The 18,420-nt window shown below is 43.8% G+C and carries 18 protein-coding genes and 1 riboswitch; of the genes, 6 read left to right on the top strand and 12 right to left on the bottom strand.

The window, feature by feature from the left end:
• Nucleotides 1-2 precede the first annotated feature (2 nt).
• The 4 genes from EO126_RS00720 to bioD form a co-directional block, all read right to left on the bottom strand.
• Nucleotides 3-395, bottom strand: a complete 393-nt coding sequence (locus EO126_RS00720; protein WP_127007001.1) for a hypothetical protein — start codon at nt 393-395, stop codon at nt 3-5.
• 351 nt (nt 396-746) lie between these two features.
• Complete coding sequence (locus tag EO126_RS00715) at nt 747-1,574, bottom strand: class I SAM-dependent methyltransferase (protein ID WP_127006999.1); 828 nt, start codon at nt 1,572-1,574, stop codon at nt 747-749.
• 184 nt (nt 1,575-1,758) lie between these two features.
• Nucleotides 1,759-3,111 carry an adenosylmethionine--8-amino-7-oxononanoate transaminase gene (bioA, locus tag EO126_RS00710; RefSeq protein ID WP_127006997.1) on the bottom strand — a complete coding sequence of 451 codons (1,353 nt, stop codon included), beginning with the start codon at nt 3,109-3,111 and terminating at the stop codon, nt 1,759-1,761.
• Nucleotides 3,112-3,249: 138 nt separating this feature from the next.
• Nucleotides 3,250-3,942 carry a dethiobiotin synthase gene (gene bioD / locus EO126_RS00705; RefSeq protein ID WP_040770763.1) on the bottom strand — a complete coding sequence of 231 codons (693 nt, stop codon included), beginning with the start codon at nt 3,940-3,942 and terminating at the stop codon, nt 3,250-3,252.
• Between the two features lie 337 nt (nt 3,943-4,279).
• On the opposite strand from bioD, the gene EO126_RS00700 reads away from it, so the two are divergent.
• From EO126_RS00700 to EO126_RS00690, 3 genes are read left to right on the top strand one after another with little or no spacing between them, the layout of a single operon-like run.
• A complete protein-coding gene (locus tag EO126_RS00700) occupies nt 4,280-5,026 on the top strand; it encodes a DeoR/GlpR family DNA-binding transcription regulator (RefSeq protein ID WP_006555493.1) in 747 nt (248 codons plus the stop codon).
• Nucleotides 5,023-5,928, top strand: coding sequence for a 1-phosphofructokinase (gene pfkB, locus EO126_RS00695; protein ID WP_127006995.1), 906 nt, complete (start codon nt 5,023-5,025; stop codon nt 5,926-5,928). Before EO126_RS00700 ends, pfkB begins: the two co-directional genes overlap by 4 nt.
• Before the next feature lie 4 nt (nt 5,929-5,932).
• Complete coding sequence (locus tag EO126_RS00690; protein WP_127006993.1) at nt 5,933-7,915, top strand: PTS fructose transporter subunit IIABC; 1,983 nt, start codon at nt 5,933-5,935, stop codon at nt 7,913-7,915.
• Nucleotides 7,916-8,172: 257 nt separating this feature from the next.
• Here the strand turns inward: EO126_RS00690 and EO126_RS00685 are convergent, their stop codons facing one another.
• Nucleotides 8,173-8,718, bottom strand: a complete 546-nt coding sequence (locus EO126_RS00685) for a GNAT family N-acetyltransferase (protein ID WP_206168746.1) — start codon at nt 8,716-8,718, stop codon at nt 8,173-8,175.
• A gap of 123 nt (nt 8,719-8,841) precedes the next feature.
• Nucleotides 8,842-8,949: riboswitch (TPP riboswitch) on the top strand.
• Nucleotides 8,950-9,107: 158 nt separating this feature from the next.
• Here EO126_RS00685 and thiW point away from each other — a divergent pair.
• The 3 genes from thiW to mscL all read left to right on the top strand — a co-directional run bounded on the left by thiW (nt 9,108) and on the right by mscL (nt 11,656).
• Nucleotides 9,108-9,626: an energy coupling factor transporter S component ThiW gene (thiW, locus tag EO126_RS00680; RefSeq protein ID WP_006555489.1), complete on the top strand. Its 519-nt coding sequence runs from the start codon at nt 9,108-9,110 to the stop codon at nt 9,624-9,626.
• Nucleotides 9,627-9,669: 43 nt separating this feature from the next.
• Entirely contained in the window at nt 9,670-10,863 is a 1,194-nt protein-coding gene (cytX, locus tag EO126_RS00675) for a putative hydroxymethylpyrimidine transporter CytX (RefSeq protein ID WP_127006991.1), read from the top strand.
• 334 nt (nt 10,864-11,197) lie between these two features.
• Nucleotides 11,198-11,656, top strand: coding sequence for a large-conductance mechanosensitive channel protein MscL (mscL, locus tag EO126_RS00670; RefSeq protein ID WP_006555487.1), 459 nt, complete (start codon nt 11,198-11,200; stop codon nt 11,654-11,656).
• A gap of 136 nt (nt 11,657-11,792) precedes the next feature.
• Here mscL and EO126_RS00665 read toward each other — a convergent pair whose 3' ends face one another.
• The 7 genes from EO126_RS00665 to EO126_RS00635 form a co-directional block, all read right to left on the bottom strand.
• Nucleotides 11,793-12,770 (bottom strand): peptidase dimerization domain-containing protein, encoded by a 978-nt coding sequence (locus EO126_RS00665; protein WP_127006989.1) that lies wholly within the window; start codon nt 12,768-12,770, stop codon nt 11,793-11,795.
• Between the two features lies 1 nt (nt 12,771).
• Nucleotides 12,772-13,251, bottom strand: a complete 480-nt coding sequence (locus tag EO126_RS00660; protein ID WP_225723617.1) for a hypothetical protein — start codon at nt 13,249-13,251, stop codon at nt 12,772-12,774.
• The gene (locus tag EO126_RS00655; protein WP_127006987.1) at nt 13,251-14,039 is read right to left on the bottom strand and encodes a DUF3100 domain-containing protein; all 789 of its coding nucleotides are present in this window, start codon (nt 14,037-14,039) and stop codon (nt 13,251-13,253) included. Before EO126_RS00655 ends, EO126_RS00660 begins: the two co-directional genes overlap by 1 nt.
• Nucleotides 14,040-14,334: 295 nt before the next feature.
• On the bottom strand, nt 14,335-15,453 hold the full coding sequence (gene hydE / locus EO126_RS00650) for a [FeFe] hydrogenase H-cluster radical SAM maturase HydE (protein WP_127006985.1): 1,119 nt from the start codon (nt 15,451-15,453) through the stop codon (nt 14,335-14,337).
• 10 nt (nt 15,454-15,463) lie between these two features.
• On the bottom strand, nt 15,464-16,228 hold the full coding sequence (locus tag EO126_RS00645; RefSeq protein WP_127006983.1) for a YaaA family protein: 765 nt from the start codon (nt 16,226-16,228) through the stop codon (nt 15,464-15,466).
• Complete coding sequence (locus EO126_RS00640; RefSeq protein WP_006555481.1) at nt 16,206-16,808, bottom strand: hypothetical protein; 603 nt, start codon at nt 16,806-16,808, stop codon at nt 16,206-16,208. The genes EO126_RS00645 and EO126_RS00640 overlap by 23 nt, the downstream gene beginning before the upstream one ends.
• 256 nt (nt 16,809-17,064) lie before the next feature.
• Nucleotides 17,065-18,318: an Nramp family divalent metal transporter gene (locus EO126_RS00635; RefSeq protein ID WP_127006981.1), complete on the bottom strand. Its 1,254-nt coding sequence runs from the start codon at nt 18,316-18,318 to the stop codon at nt 17,065-17,067.
• Nucleotides 18,319-18,420: the final 102 nt, after the last annotated feature.

The raw sequence follows: 18,420 nt of genomic DNA, 5'->3' as shown, positions 1-18,420 counted from the left end.
GCTTATTGAGCTCCCCACACTAAATTATATAAAGACTCGCCGATAGTCCCCGGCTTTACCGCAGCCGGTTTCGTGTCATAGGTATATTCACTCTTATCATACGCTACACCGGTCGCATGAAAATACTGCATGTCCAAGGTTTGAATAGATCGTTCGTTTTTCTTGATTTCCATTTTTTCAAAATAGTAGTCGCCACCCGGCTGAATCACACGGATCCAAAGCTGCGCTACATCCGCATCCTTATCAACACTGCTGTTGTCGATGGAAGTTGTATTATCATGAATATCAGCTCCCACATAGTACCAATAATCCTGGGCCTCAACCGGTCCGAAAAAGGACAGGCTCAAGGCACTTACAAGGCCGAGCACGGCCAATATTTTATGTATTAATCTCATAATTCGCCTTCTTTCTATACTTTGTATAAACGAAACAATTACAGTAACTCCCATAATCTATCATTACTGTAATTGCTAAAATTCGTAATTACCATAATTCCGTAATTGTTTATTATATCGATTTGTTTCACATACACAACATTATACGCACTTGACCTGAGTTTTCAAGTCAAAAAATAGCAAAAACGGCCTGAATGTCAGTCATTCAAACCGTTATAAACGGGCTGTGGCAAGCCGGTAATTATAACGCCGGACACCACAGCCTTATTAAATTTATTTGTAAAAAACAGTTTACCGGCAACATACCTGTAGAACTACACCTATACAGGTAGCATAATATGGCCATTAAAGCTATTTAACGCGCCAAGACACCCACGCAATCTTATCTTCCGATGTATTGCGAATGCGTCCGTCTTCCGTGCGATACGGAGCCAATAACGGCAAAATTTCAGCTTTCATCGCTTCTTCCGTACCCCATTCTTCAGAGTGAAGGCGCATGGTGAAGTAACGAAGTGCTTCTTCTTCCGTGAAGTATTCCGTTTCCGGTACATTTACATACTCAACCTGCACATCCCGGCCAATCTGATTTACTTTAGCAATAACGTCATCTACGTTAGCCTGCCATTTAAAATCATCCTTTTTACCGTAAAAATGCTCATATAAAGCATCAACGATGGTATCCTGACGACCGGCAAAGCCTACAAACAGACATGCATTACGGCTTGTTTTAGTCAACGCTTCGATATTGTTCATATCAAACATAACCGGGCAGAAGAAGCTGTAACTTAAATCAAACTGTTTCTCCCAGCCTAATTCCGCACGTGTTTCTTCACTCCAAGGGCCAACATATAAATCTAAATCGAGATCTTCTTTCTCGGCGATCAAACGAGCCCCTGCAATCATACCATTCGACAAGTCGATACCGGTAGCTTGATAGCCCAACTTTGCGATCCCCAAGGAGTAATCACCTACACCACAACCTACATCAAGCGTACGTCCTCCGGGAGCCGGCAATAAATCATGTTTTTTCAAAAAGTCTATAAAATGTGTAACCTGCGCAGTACGTTCTTGTTTTTCATGCAATTCCACAAAAAATTCGGAGCGATTGTTCCACGCGTCACGTTCGGCACGCCAAGCTGCTTCATCTTCGTGAATATTCGTTACTCGCACATTGCTCATAAAAGTCCTCCTATTGATAATTTATATTAATTCTAATATTTTCTATATATAGAGTACTCTTATTTTGTTCGCGTGACAAATACCAATTACGAATAATAACCTATTTTAAGATGCATATTATATTGAGATATAATCTCATTTTTTTGAGTATATCGGCATCTCATTCACCTAATATGTGGGCATCTCATTTTCCCAATACATCGGCAAAAGATTCCACCGTACGATCGATGGCATCAGTCAATGTCTTATTGTCCGTATTAAGCGGTGGATTGAAGTAGAGTACATCACCCAACGGACGAAGTAACAAGCCGTGGTCCAACGCTTTCTTATAAATCTGATAGCCCGTACGCGCTTTACTTAGCAACGGTTCCTTCGTAGTCGGATCTTTAACCAATTCAATGGCATTGATGAGGCCGATATGACGAATTTCACCTACATTCGGATGTTTGCCTAAAGCATCTTCCAGAGCTTGGTGTAAAAAGACGGCTTTATCTTGAGCGGCAGCTAAAACGCCGTCGTTTTGCAAAATATCTAATGTCGCTAAAGCAGCCGAACAGCCTAATGGGTTACCGGCATAGGTGTGACTGTGCATAAAAGCCTTATATTCGAAGTAATCGGCATAAAAAGCATCATAAATCTTATCCGTTACGGCCATAATGGACATTGGCATGTAACCGGCGGTTAATGCTTTAGATATGGTCATAATATCCGGCGTAATGCCCGCATGATCGCAGGCAAACATTTTGCCCGTACGACCAAATCCTGTGGCAATTTCATCGGCAATAAGCAATACACCGTATTCATCACAAAGAGCCCGCAGTTTTTTCAAATACAAAGGCGGATAAATACGCATACCGGCACAGCCTTGGACAATCGGTTCCACGATGACGGCCGCCAATTCATGGCTGTGTTTGGCGAAGTTTTCTTCCATGTGGCAGAAACATTCACATTCGCAAGTTTCACGGGTTTTGTTATAAGGACAACGATAACAATCCGGTGCTTCCGTATGAATCGTTTCCATGAGCATCGGCTGATACATTTTGGCAAATAAATCCATGCTGCCAACGGCTAACGCACCCATGGTTTCACCGTGATAACTTTCCGCAAGGCACATAAATTTCTGACGTTCCGGATGACCGGTCTGATACTGATACTGAAAAGCCACTTTAAGGGCACATTCTACCGCACCGGAACCGTTATCGTTAAAATGCAATTTATTGAGTCCTTTTGGCAGTAATTTTGTCAATTCTTCTGCCAAGGTAATAGCCGGTTTGTGACTCAAATTGGCAAAAATAACATGTTCCAAAGTATCTAATTGTTTTTTAACAGACGCATTAATCTTCGGATTGCAGTGACCCAACAAATTACACCACCACGAACTGATGATATCGATATATTCATTGCCGTCTACATCATATAAATAAGAGCCTTTACCATGGTCGATAACAATCGGCGGCAATGTTTCATAATCCTTCATTTGTGAACAAGGATGCCATATATGTGCTAAATCTTTTTCAACCCACACCTGTGAACTCATGATAATCTCCTTTTATCCTAAATGCCTAATACCTAATCTAATGTCTTATTCTCTATACCTTTATATTAAACCCTTACAGTGCATCATGAAGTAACCACTAAGGCCCTTACACTTCAAATAAAGCAGCTGATATATCGCTTATACTTCTTCGTATAAAGCCGCTAATGTATCGGCGGATACGCCTAAATCTTTGGCGCCTTCCGGTACACAGGCAATGACCGGCACACCCGTCAATTCTTCAATCATAGCCTTATTATCCCGTTCCATCGGACTATCCGTATAAAAGTTCAAGATAACCCCTTTTACCGGAATATGACGGGCACGTAAATATTCAATCGTCAAAACTGTCGCATTAATAGTACCCAGACCCGCATGGGCTACCAAGAGGGTTGGTAATTTAAACCACTGAATCACATCTTCCAAGAAGATATGAGCCGTTTCATCATAACGCAGAGGACACATGATGCCGCCGCTACCTTCCATGGTGACATATTCGAAGTTTTCTTTAGCTTTCGCAAAAGCTGCTTCCACCACGGATTTTTCCAACGGATGGCCTTCCCATTGAGCCGCCAAATGAGGCGAAACGGCATGATCATATAAATAGGATAATAATGCTTCATCCGGTACGGTGAGTCCCGCTACTTTTTTCACATAGCCTGCATCACTTTCAGCAATGGACGGAGCCCCACTGACTGCCGCTTTATAATAACCGGCTTTATATTGACCGTCACGTAACGTTTTTACCAATAAACCGGTTATGAATGTCTTGCCGATATCCGTACCGGTTCCCAATACAAATAAGCCCTTACTCTTTGATTCGAGTTGTATCATAATAACATCCCTTCCTCTATTATTACCCTTTTTATCAACTGTGGTTAACAAATTGATTTTAATGTTATTTAACCACGCCGTCACACCATTGTCAACTCTAACTATTTTAGTATGGTTTATAATCAGCACACAATTCTAAAAATTGCATTTCATTTATAACTAAAAGGCATTCAACCATCATTTTTAGTACTATTGATTACAAATGCTCAAAAAGAATCATTAATTATTGACTAATATGATTGATTATGATTATATTATAGTTAAGATATACTATAATTAAGTGACATACTAATGTAGTTAATAAAATATACGCCTTGTTAAGTAGAGGAGATTCCCTATGTTATCAGAAGAACGGCAGTCATTAATTTTAGAGCGGTTACGGACTAAACGAGCCGTTACCGTACAAGAGTTGGTCCAAGACCTCGACTCCTCGGCGGCCACGATTCGCCGCGATTTAACGGAACTACATGCCAAAGGGCTACTGCAAAAAGTACACGGCGGTGCCGTAAGTTGTGATGTAGACTATTTTACAACCGAACCGGATATTTCAACCAAAGCCAATTTATTCACTGATGAAAAAACGGCCATCGCCAAAGCAGCCGCCGAACTCATTGAAGATCATGACTTTGTTTTTATCGATGCCGGTACTACCACGGAAATGATGCTCCCCTTTGTAAACGCCAAAAATGTAACCTTTGTTACCAACGGCACCTCGCATGCGGCAGCCTTAGCAGCCCGTTATCGTCGTGTCATACTCTTAGGCGGTCAGGTGAAAGCTGTTACCGGCGCCATCATCGGCGATACAGCCTTACAACAATTAGATGTATTTAACTTTACCAAAGGATTTTTCGGTACCAACGGTGTCAGCATTAAAGGCGGTTTCAGCACGCCGGATCCGGCCGAAGCAGCCATCAAAGCGAAAGCCATCCAAAAATGCCATCATCCGTATATACTCTGTGATTCGTCAAAATTTGATAAAATATCGTCGGTCACCTTTGCCCCGTTGGAAAGTGCCACGATTATTACTACCAAAGTAAAAGGTGCCTATCATAACTACACTGAAATCAAGGAGGTAGAGTCATGATTTACACGGTTACTTTTAATCCTTCGCTCGACTACGTTATGCGCGTTAAAGGCTTTGAAGCCAACGGCGTTAATCGTACCTATGAGGACTTCATTGTAGCCGGCGGCAAAGGGGTTAATGTATCCATCATGTTACGCCATTTAGGCCATGAAAATACAGCATTGGGCTTTATTGCCGGTTTTACCGGTGACGAAATTGTTCGTCAATTGCGTGAAGAAGGTTGCCACGAATCATTCGTTCGTCTTGAAAAAGGCTATTCACGCATCAATGTAAAATTAAAGAGCAACGGCGAAACCGAAATCAACGCCCAAGGTCCTGTCATTACCGACACAGCCATGTCCCAACTCTACAAACAACTCGATGCACTCAAAAACAGTGACACGTTAGTGCTCTCCGGCAGCATACCGAAGGGACTTCCCGAAACAACCTACCGCGATATTATGGAGCGCCTCAAAGGTCGTGACATACGTATCATAGTAGATGCTACCCAAGATTTACTCATGAATGTACTTGATTTAAAGCCATTCCTAATTAAGCCGAATCATCACGAATTAGAAAGTGTATTTAATACAAAATTTACAACGGAGTCAGACATTATCGACGCAGCTCGCCAATTGCAAGCCAAAGGAGCCCAAAATGTACTCGTATCGAGAGCCGGTGACGGTGCCGTTTTAGTGGATGCCAACGGCGATGTACGAACAAGTGCCGTGCCGAAAGGCAAACTTGTCAATTCCGTAGGTTCCGGTGATTCCATGGTGGCCGGGTTCTTAGCCGGCTATATCGAATCGGACGGTCAATATGACAAAGCTCTCGCCATGGGCGTAGCCGCCGGTTCAGCGTCCGCCTTTGAAGAATGGCTGGCAAATCGTGAACAAGTAGAAGCATTATTGGAGAAGGAGTAATATCATGAAAATTACGGATCTATTACAAAAGCAATCTATTCAATTGCAAGCCCATCCGACCACTAAAGATATCGCCATTCGCCAACTGGCCGAATTAATGGATGCAAGCGGTAATTTGAAAAACAAAGAACAGTACATCAAAGATGTGCTGATTCGTGAAGAATCCGGCTCCACCTGTCTCGGCATGGGCCTTGCTACGCCGCATGCCAAAAGTATCGGCGTAAAAACACCGGGCCTCGCGGCTATGACCGTACCTGAAGGCATGAACTTCGAAAGCCTCGACGGCGAACCGACCCGCCTCTTTTTCATGATTGCCGCTCCTGAAGGCCAAGCCGACATGCATGTACAAGTATTGGCTAACTTAGCGACCCTCATCATGGATCCCGAATTCAAGGAAGCCCTTATTAAAGCACAAACCGTTGAAGGCTTCCTCGCTTTAATCGACGTAAAAGAAGCTGATTTATTCGAGCCTAAAATGACGGAAACCGAAGCCTTAGCCATCGTCGAACAGAACGTAACCACGGCCGGCACTGCAGCACCTAACGCTGAACAGCCGGAACAAAAACCGACTGAAGCAACTCCGGCTAAAGCAGGCGACGGTTCCTACCGCGTACTGGGTGTAACAGCTTGCCCGACCGGTATCGCCCATACAGCCATGGCAGCCGAAGCCTTAACACGCACCGCTGCGGATATGGGCATCACCATTAAAGTTGAACAAAACGGCGCCAGCGGCGTTAAAGATGCTTTAACAGCTCAAGATATTGCCAACGCGGACTGCATCATCGTAGCCGCTGACAAGAGCGTACCGATGGCTCGCTTTAACGGCAAACCGCTCATCCAAGTTAAAGTAGCGGACGGCATCAACAAAGCCAAAGAATTATTGGAAGAAGCCACCTCCGGCAAAGCGCCTATCTATGAAGCCGGCGAAGAAAAAGCCAATAAAAATGCGATTTCCGCCAAAGACAGCTTTGGTCGCCAGATTTACAAGCATTTGATGAACGGCGTATCTCATATGTTACCGTTCGTTATCGGTGGCGGTATCCTTATTGCCCTCGCCTTCTTATTCGACGATTTTAACCCGGCCGATCCAAGTAAATTCGGTTCAGGTACAGAACTGGCCGCTTTCTTCATGAAGATCGGCGGTGCTTCCTTTAGCTTTATGTTACCGGTATTAGCCGGTTTCATCGGCATGAGTATTGCCGACCGTCCGGGCCTGGCCGTTGGTTTCGTCGGCGGTTATCTTGCCAATGCAGGCGGTTCCGGTTTCCTCGGCGCCCTCTTGGCAGGTTTTGTAGCCGGTTACCTCATGCTCTTACTAAAACGAGCTTTCTCCGTATTGCCGCAATCCTTGGAAGGGATCAAACCGGTATTACTCTACCCTGTATTAGGCGTACTCTTCATGGGTATCATTATTACCTTTATTATTAACCCGCCGGTTGGTGCTCTTAACGAAGGCTTAATGAATGCCTTAAAGAGCATGGATACCAGCAGCCGTATCGTTATCGGTATTATCTTTGCCGGTATGATGGCCGTTGACATGGGCGGCCCTGTAAATAAAGCAGCGTATGTAATCAGTACCGGTCTCTTGGCAACCGGTGAATATGGCGTAATGGCGGCTGTTATGGCCGGTGGTATGGTACCTCCTTTAGCTATTGCTCTTTGTACTACGTTCTTCCCTAATCGTTTTACCCCGGCTGAACGTAAATCCGGTATTACCAACTATGTTATGGGTTTCTCCTTCATCACCGAAGGTGCTATTCCGTTTGCCGCTGCCGATCCGGTTCGTGTAATTCCATCCTGTATCGTTGGTGCAGGCGTAGCCGGTGCCTTATCGATGGCCTTCGAATGTACTTTGCGTGCTCCACACGGCGGTATCTTCGTTGTACCGACTATCGGTAACCCGCTCATGTACTTATTGGCAATCTTAGTCGGTTCCGTTGTAACCGCTTTGTTATTGGCTGTATTGAAAAACCCTTTAAAAGACTAACTGTCTTTGATTTCAATTGAACCACTGCATACGTCAGCCTATCAACTTGTAAGACTAATGTGGCAGTAAATCCTTGATGCATAAAAATTTTACACTTAAAGCTTAATACCCTATAAAATACCCCTGAATCCGAGTTTTAAACCTCGAATTCAGGGGTATCGCTTTTTAGTCTTCTTAAATTTCTTAAATTTTTTAACTTCTTTTCAGTACTATTCAGTTCCGTCCAACTTCTTCAATCCTTATCCGACTTTTTTTAATCACTGCTTGGCCGCTTCTTCGCGAATGCTTGCAACCGAACGACGCAACAGCCAATCGGTATCATGAGGGTCGCCTACGATAAAAGTATGCTCACTGAACTTTTCAAAACCATATTTGGCATAGAATTTCTGGGCTTTATAATTATGTTCCCAAACGCCGAGCCAAACATAATCACAAGCGGTTTCGGCAGCCAACTGCAACGCTTTTTCAAACAATACTTTGCCAAGGCCCATCCCTTGATTATCGGCCAATACGTAAATGCGCTGCACTTCAAAGCCGGTCGGTAACTCCTGTTCCGTTTGGGCACTCCCTATATTCACCTTTAAAAATCCTACCGGCTTACCATCCACCGTAACGAAATAGTGTTGCGATTCGGGATCACTCAATTCCTGCCGCAATGTTGTTTCCGATAAAGCCGTGTCAAAATAAGTTTTAAACTCTTCATCCGTATATTCATTGCAAAATGTTTCTGAAAATGTTCTCATTGCCAAATCGCGTAAAGTTTTTACATCTGAAGCCCCAATCTTTATAATACCAGTTTTCACTGTCTCACCAATTCCTTTTTCAAACGCATTATATTCGCTTTATTATAAAACATTCTCATCGCTTTTTCAAACCGCCCGTTAATAAAACGTTGCAAGCATCCGCCGCCTGTGCTATAATCACGTTAGAAATTTCAGGGGAGCTTATGAACGTAGGCTGAGAGGAAGTCATCCAACTTCGACCCTTATACCTGTACGGATAATGCCGTCGTAGGAAGATGTTATAGCGACTTTCTCACAGCGGCACCGTATGGTGCCTCTGTTTTTTTATGTTGTCTGTCAAAACAGACCGACTGGCGGGGGAGCGCCCGACAGTTGTCATTACAGCGAAGGGAAGCCGTGTTCCGGCGTGAGAGGAGACCATTAAGTCTCGACCGCAATAGGAGTTTGTAATGAACGATTCTACCAGTAATGTAAAAAAAGTAACCATAGCCGGCGTTTTAGTAGCCGTTGCCGTAGTAGGCAGTACCTTTTCATTTCCCGTTGGCATCAGTCGCTGTGCCCCCGTACAACATATGATTAATATCCTTTGTGCCGTCTTACTCGGCCGCTATTATGGGGTAGGCGTTGCTTTTTGTGCCAGTACCTTGCGCCTTGTTTTGGGCCTTGGCAGTATCCTTGCCTTTCCGGGCAGCATGTGGGGCGCCCTCTTATCGGGGATTGTGTACCATCGGACCGGTAATCTGCTCTTGACGCTCTTAGCCGAAGTATTCGGCACCGGCATTCTCGGCGGTCTTTCCGCTTACCCACTTGCCATTTTAGTCTTGGGCAAATCAGCCGGCCAAATCGCCTTCTACACCTATGTGGTTCCTTTTTTGATTTCTACCATAGGCGGCTCCCTATTGGCAGGGATTTTACTCTATGCATTACGCAGCACCGGAGCCTTGCAACAAATAAAACAGCATCAGTAGGCGTAATGTATTACCCTACACGCGATGCCGGAAAGGGTATTCTATGAGTACAACTACTTCTGAAACAAAATTATTATCTCACGGTCTTTTATGGTTCGGCGCCGCCTTATCCATAGCCGAAATCTTTACGGGCACATTATTTGCCCCACTCGGGTTTGAACAAGGTGTCATCGCCATTCTCTTGGGCCACATTATCGGCGGACTGCTTTTCTTCTTAGCCGGCCTCATCGGTGCCAATACGCGCCGCAGTGCCATGGAAACCGTACGTATCGGCTTTGGTCACCAAGGAGCATCCGGCTTTGCCTTAGCCAACGTACTGCAATTAATCGGCTGGACTACCGTCATGATTATCACCGGTGCTGCCGCAACAGATGCCATTTTACCTTGGGGCACCATCACTTGGTCCTTAATTATCGGCGGCCTCATCATTCTCTGGCTCGTATTGGGGTACAGCAATCTGACCCGTTTAAACCTCGTGGCCGTAGGCCTCTTGTTCTGCCTTACCATTTGGCTCAGCTTTATTATCTTTGACCCTTCTTCGGCTGTGGTCGGTGCCTTACAATTAACGGACGACCAAGGACTCTCCTTCGGTGCTGCCGTTGAATTGGCGGCCGCCATGCCGTTATCCTGGTTACCGCTCGTATCCGATTATACGCGTACCGCTAAACGCCCGGTAGCCGCCACCGTAGTAAGTACCTTGATTTACTCGGTAGTCAGCATCTGGATGTATGTGATTGGTCTCGGTTCCGCTATCTATGCCGGTGAAACGGATATTGCCGCCGTTATGTTAAAAACCGGTCTCGGCCTCTGGCCTTTATTAATCATTATCTTTGCTACGGTAACGACGACGTACCTCGACGCGTTTTCCGCCGGGGTCAGCTTTGTCAGCATCTTCCCTAACTTATCTGAAAAAGCAACGGCTATCAGCCTCACAGTTTTAGGCATTATCTTAGCAATTTTAGTACCTATGACAGAATATGAGAACTTCCTGTTTCTCATCGGTTCGGTTTTCACGCCCATGATCGCGATTCTCTTTACCCAATACTTTCTCCTTAAGCAGGATGCATCTGGGCGTAAATTTTACCTTCCAAACTTGATTCTTTGGTTAGTCGGGTTTATCTTATACAGAAATGTGATGACTTATGAAACTCCGTTGGGGACCACATTCCCGGTTATGATTGTCATTGCACTTCTGACATACATCGTCGGTCGTTTTACAAACAAACCGCAGAACTAAATTACGAAAGGATCTGAATCTTAGTGATTCAGATCCTTTTATTTTCTGACCGAACTACTTGTTTAAACAACTCTAATAGATCTAATGGACTTTAAATTCTTTATTTACGGGTTTCAAATATCATAAAATCTAAACAAATAAAGCCGGATATCGAATTTTTATAATTAGTTTTAAAATAATCGACATTTTATATATACACTAATCTCTATCTATGCTATACTGAATTTGGGAATAATAAGTCGGTATTAATTCATTAGCAATCATAGTAACCGACAACTGTTAAAAAGCATGATTTATATTGTGTACAGTAATGCAGTTAGAGGAGTGTAAATTCATGAACGATTTTTTAAGAGGTTTTAAAGACTTCGCATTGCGCGGCAATGTTATTGACTTGGCTGTCGGTGTTGTTATCGGCGCTGCTTTCGGCAAAATTGTTTCTTCCTTAGTAAGCGACATCATCATGCCACCAATCGGTTTGCTCTTGGGAGGCATCGATTTCTCCGATTTCTTCATCAGCCTTAACGGTCAGCATGCGGCTACCTTGGCCGAAGCTAAAGCAGCCGGTATTCCGGTTATCGCTTACGGCAGTTTCTTAAACGCGGTAGTTCAATTCCTTATCGTAGCTTTCGCTATCTATTTGGTAATTAAACAGATTAACAATCTCTACCCTAAGAAAGAAGCTCCGGTAAAACCTATGCGTACTTGCCCATTCTGTAAACAAGACGTGGACGAAGAAGCTACTCGTTGCCCACATTGTACATCCGAATTAGTTCCAGAAAAGAAAGCGAGCTAATACGCTAAATTAAATACTCCCACTTATTGGCGGGTCTTGCCCCGGTAATGGACAAAAAGGTGAGGGAAATGCATATAATGCATTTCCCTCACTCTTTTTATATCGGCTCTAACATGTTAATCCTATAACCCAAAATTTACTTTTCGCCTTCACTAATGCTATCCATCAGCTTAATGTATTCGTCTTTAGTAAATACAGGTTTATAATTAGCCTGTACTTCTTTAGCACCTTCAGCATCACCATATAACAGATCAACAATGGTCATAGCCAAAGCTTGCGCCGTTTTGGTATAGGCTACTTCAGGCACTACATTGACTAAACTGCCGCCGCTATTAATGATCGGATGGAAACGCACATAATCACTTTCTTTAAAGGTATCGCGAATTGCGTTAACCCCCATTACTCCCATCATAGCTGCTTGCAATGCATTAACACCTTCATGAGGTGCACCGGCTGCATGGGCCGCTTTGCCGTGGTAATTAATTAACTTCCCGATAAAGCCGTTCGAAGTAGAACCGAGCCCCATTTCGCCCGTTTCTGCCTTAGCCGTTTCCACATGCATCTGCATGGCCATATCAATATCATCAAAGGCTCCTTCATAAATAAGCTGCTGTTTACCGCCTAAATACTTAATTTTACCTTCTTCACGAAGTTTATTGCGGTAGTCGATTTCCACATATTCTTCGGCCGGCACGGCAAAGATAACTACTTCACCATTCAATTCCAGCAACACACCTTCCGCCTGTAAACCGATGGCAACGGCCAACATATTGGCAATCTGCACATTATGACCACAGCAATGAGCCGCGCCGGTTACAGCATCGGCCCGCGGATGTTTCGGACAAATAATGGCATCCAACTCACCGATCATGGCTACGCGATACGCATCGCTCTTACCTTTTAAACGACCTTTAACACCGGTTACGGCATGGCCGGTAGTGAACGGAATATTTAATTCCGTAAATAACTGTTGCACAAAGGCAGTTGTTTTATTTTCTTTATACCCCAATTCCGGTGCCGCCATAATTGTTTCAGCCACTTCCATTAATTTTGGCATTGCCTTTTCAATAGCTGCACAGACTCGTTCTTTTACTTCTGTTTTTGTTAAACTCATATTAAATTACGCCCTCCCAATGTAATACTACTTGTGCTACCAAAGCGGCACAGAAGAATGTACCGGCCGCAACGGCTAAAGCAACCGGAATAATACGCCATGACAATTGTTTGAAGGCGCCTAAATCTTTACCGAGCGATAACCCGGCGTAAGCCAATACCGGGGTGGTAGTAGCCAAGAAAGTAACATTGGCCGCTTGTTTAGTAATCCATTCACTGCCGGGTACTCCCGGAATTGATAAAATAACGCCTAAAATAGATACCCAGAATACCATCGGAAGTTTTTTGAAACCCGGTAAATAAGAAATTACGGCACCGGCAAAAGCAATCGCTGCCAATACTAAACAACCTACCAAGCTTGGTCCGAAGGCATGTTTACCATCCAAAATATTACCTACAGCCGTGATGACAGCCGCTATAATAACAACGACTAAAAATTGAATTATTTTTTCCTGTAAGGTCATAGTCTTTTCCGTACTCATTAGCGCACCTCCTCAGATTCATGACGTGATACACGGGCACAGAAGCCGTATAAGCGTTCCATAATCGGTAATGATACGAACAAACTGAAGTATACGCCAACAACACTGGTCAATAAGTTCGCCGCACCGGACATGGCCATAATTTCACGTTCGAATTCAGGATGTACCGCTATGATTGAGCCTGTAGCAGCCGCCATCATACTGGCACTGCCGATACCGGCCCCCATAGCGAGAGCAATCGGATGGAACCAACCCAATTGAGCAATCATACCGGCTAATACGGAAATCCACATAGCACCGAATAAGGTACCGCAAATATACATACCCATAACACCGCGACCTTCCGGTGAATGGAAGCCGTAACGATCGATGATAATAGCCACATTAGCTTCACGGTCGATAGAGTAACAAGCGCCAATCGCTTCGCGACGCATACCAACCAAGAGCGCAATCGGTAAGCCCAGCACGATGGTACCAAGGAAATGGCCTAATTCCTGTAAAATAAGGGCCCAGCCGGAATTCATGATAATGTGTAAATTCGGGCCGATACCAAGACCAATCTTAGTCATCAAAAGCATAATCGAAATGTTGAGATAATCGGTAGCCGCTACCATTTGCTCTTCGGTAACAATTTTAAATTTAGGAATTGAAATAATAAGGCCGAATACCAATGAATACAATAATGGCAAGAAGACAATAATGCCGAATTTTTGAATTCCTATCCCCTCCGCGAGTAACGTAATCAGTAAACACAGCAGATGAATCTTCCAGTTTTTTAGTAATCCCATAATCTTGCCCTCCACCATTAAACATAAATGCACTCAAAATTTACATACGCCAATTATACGCCATAAATCATATTTTGGCTTATATTATTTTGTAATGCTAATTGATAAATATGCAAATAAAAACAGGCAATTGCATCTTGTGCAATTGCCTGTTTTTTGATTAATTTATTTTTTAATGACTAAAATTCAAAATACTCCTTACCCTATATATTTTCTATGATATTCAGGTTTCAGAATAATTTAAGTTTGAATTTCAAACCAATTAAATTTAACCTTTGAGCGTTAGGCTTACGTGTTAGAATAAGCCTGTTCGTTTACCATAATGCTTGGAGTCACCGTTTTGTTTCCAGCCCACCATGTCACCGATGGACATAACGCGACGAGTCAAACAATCCTTACATTTATCCGCATTATCATCGACGCAAGGTTTGTTATCGTATAACAAATACTTCGCACGGTGTTCCGGAATCGTGATAATCGGCATTAAAATATTGGCCCCGGCAGCCAGACCCTTTTCACGACCCAATTTATCAAGAGCCTGAAGTGCCGTAGTCGCCGCAATGTTCACGTCTTTTAAGAATAAACGGGTCAATGCAATCATCTTAAGACCGAGCTGAATACGGCGTTTTTTACCCGCTTCATCATCGATCCCCATGGCGAGGGCTTCCTGCCCGAGCGGTGTATCATGATGCACCACATAAGGCCCCATACCGATCATGTCGATATCCATATCACGATAGAAAAGAATATCGTTGACCAAATCCTCTTCCGTCTGATGAGGCAAACCGATCATAACACCGGTCCCCACCTGGAAACCAACCTTGCGGAGGCTCTTCAAGCAGTTTACGCGCGTTTCAAAGGAATGCAATTCATCATTCGGATGGATTTTCTTGTATAATTCCGGATTACTGGTTTCAATACGAAGCAAATAACGGCTGGCACCGGCTTCCACCATGCGGCGATATGATTCTTCGGTCTGTTCACCTACACACATGGTGATGCCCAACGACCCGTCCCCGATAGATTTAATTTCACGAATCAAATCCACCACATAGTCAACGAAGGCCGCATCACTGCGTTCTCCGGACTGCAAAGTAATGGAACCGTACTCATGGTCATAGGCCCATTGTGCCATTTTGATAATATCTTCACGCTTCATATCAAAGCGTTCCGTCTTATCGTTATCACGACGAATCCCGCAGTATTCACAGTTTTTCACACAGCGATTGGAAAATTCAATCAAACCGCGGTAATACGCCATTTTATCTACATATTTTGCCTTTACTTCATAGGCTTTTTTATAAATGGCCTGCAAATCATCTTCGTCGGTAACGCTCATCAAAAAGCGCAATTCATCGACGGTCAACGTATCATTGCCGACCAAATCTTTCTTAAGTATATCTTGTACTGTCATATTCCTCCACTTATTCCGAACGACGATAAGCCACTGTAAGCGGCTCGGTCAATGTGGCCGGCAAGTCGGTGTCTTTTACAAAACCGTCAAGCTCAGCCGGCAAATCGGTCCATTCGGTCAATTCATGAGCAATCATATAATGAGCGAGGCGGCCGCGCATCTGTTTTGACGATGTGCTAAGCTGTTTCCATACGCCCTCTTTTAATTCTAAAAATTCAACGGTCACCATACGGGGATGACTCACCAATTTGGCATACTCTTTGGATGCCAAGTTAAGAAGCCAGTCTTCCGCTTGAAAATAGGCTGTTACCTTCTCGGTCCAGCAATCATACAATGTTTTAACATCTTGAAGTAAACCGTCGATTACCGACTTATTAATGATGTTTTTGGCAAAAATCCGATCAACCAAATCAAGCCGATAATCGGTAATCGGGCTCTCAGGTGTCACGATACCGTACAGACCGGACAAAATACATACATGGTCATTCCCAAAAGCCTGAGCTTTTTCAGATAATTCAGACCATGCCAGATTTTTAAAAGCGAGACCCGAATAGCTGAAAGCCGCCGCCCCCACCGGAGCGTCATCGTGGTTTTGATAAAAAGCAACCAACTCAGCCGCCATGTCAGGCTTAACTTTAAGTGCCTTTACAATAACTTCAGCTGTCAATGTCTTCATATGCCCTACAATAGCATCGGTCATGACTTTGTCAAAGACGGGGGCCGTCGGTTTTCCCTGCAGTTTTTTCGTTTTGCTAGGAGACAGGAGTATTTTCATGACCACTCATACCCTTGACATCTTCATGCATAGCTTCATCTTCTTCAGCTAAATGAGCCTGCAAATCTTTACTCCAAATCATCATCGGCAAGCCGACAACGTATTTGGCCTTCATTTCCTTACACATGGAAATGGCTTCGGCCAAATATGGCGAGCCTTCATCCACGCCATCCGTCAAAATAACAACATGGCGATTCTTTAAATCAAGGCCGGAATATACCATATGCTCGCCGTTGTAAAAAATTTCTTCAACAAACAATTTATCGTGCATGAATTCATCCATACGACGTAATAAAATACGGTCTAATAAGGCACTGGCCGGTGTAGAAACCGGTGCATTGGTAGCCAGTCCTTCCGGCTGTAAACGAATAAATACAGTCTTCTGATTATGACCCTTACGGTATTCTAAAAGAGCTTGTTCCAAAGCACCGTAGAACAAAAATTGTTCTGCCGGATCCAAGGTATCACTCAAAAACATATCTATAACGGAGCCTGATTCGGCCGTTTTCAACTGTGCTGACAACTGAACCGCTACGTCTTCTACCACTTCTTCATAATCGGAATGTTTAACCTCTGTCATTATGCGATCCTCCTACATCAAAACACCGAATTGAAACAGTCAAGCTTCTTTTCTATTCTAACCATATAATTATAGCATTTTTACCTAAAATTTTCTATATCTTCAGTGGACAATACAGCATAATATGTTTTTCATTGTATTGCTTCAAAAATCAAAAAAGACCTCCGCCATATTTGCGAAAGTCCTTTTTAATTAACATTTATAACCTGATTTACGGGCACCGGTTTATAAACCACGCTAAATCGCCCTGTATTAATTACGCTTCAATCAACAGGTAAATATTCATCCCCGTTACAACGATACCGATAAGCCATAACATAACAGCCGTAGACGGTTTGTTTTTGTATTCCCCCATAACCTTCGCCGATCCGGTCAAATAGAGCTGCAAGAAAATCGTGAACGGTAACTGCAAGCTGAGGAACATTTGCGAAACCAACAGTGCTTTGAAGGAATCTTGAATAAATAAGATCAATACGAGTGCCGGAATATAGGTCAATGCGAGGCCTATACGGCTGTGTAAGTCTTTCATATCATAGGATTCACCAAACATACCGGCAAAAATACTGGCACCTGCCATACCGGCTGTAGCCGATGAAGCAAAACCAGCAAAAAGCAAGGCTACGGCAAATATTACGCCGGCTGCCGGTCCTATTAAAGGTACCAACAATTCCTGTGCCTGTTCCAATTCTTCGACCACGACGCCTTGGTTGAAAAATGTAGCGGCCGCCAAGATAATCATGGCGGAGTTAATAGCCCAACCGATACCCATGGAAAGAAGCGTATCCAAGAACTCATAGCGCAGGCGCTTTTTCATGACTTCCGGATCTTTTTTGTTAAATTCACGGCTCTGAATAATTTCCGAATGCAAGAATAAATTGTGCGGCATAATAACGGCGCCCAAAATACTCAGGATAACGATCATCGACTCATTCGGCAATGTGGGATTCACCCAACCGAGGCCCGACGCCGCCCAATCCACATCAACCATGGAAAGTTCCGCTAAGTAGGCCAAGGCAATGAGCGACACAAAGCCGGCAATTACCTTTTCAAGTTTGCTGTACGAGTTTGTCAACAGCATAACTGTACAGATGACGGCTGTCAAAATCGAACCGATAAAAAGCGGAATACCGAACAGCATTTTTAAGGCAATGGCCGCGCCGATAAATTCGGCCAGTGCTGTCGCCGCCGCAGCCAAACCGGCCGTACTCAAAAGAATACGAGACAACCAGTGCGGCAATATTTCATACGCACATTCCGATAAACAACGCCCTGTAACAATCCCCAAATGAGCCACATTATGTTGCAATAATATGAGCATGATTGTTGAAAGCGTAACAACCCATAACAAATTGTAACCGAACATAGCACCGGCCGCTAAATTGGCGGCCCAGTTCCCCGGGTCGATAAAGCCGACCGTTACGATTATACCCGGTCCGATGTAACGGAATACTTCCGAAACTCCCTGTTTGTGGACCGTATTTAATTTTTCTTTAATACGTGACAAAAACATACCCTTCACCATTCCCTATCTTTTTCAGAATCCAACTCTACCGATTCACATACACTCATTAATAACGGCTTGGATTTCAGCAAGGGTCCCCTTCCTGTCACA

The sequence above is a fragment of the Veillonella seminalis genome (assembly GCF_003992065.1).
Taxonomy (GTDB): Bacteria; Bacillota; Negativicutes; order Veillonellales; family Veillonellaceae; genus Veillonella_A; species Veillonella_A seminalis.
Note: the sequence above shows the minus strand (reverse complement) of the source record. Positions and strands in the feature narration are given on the sequence as shown.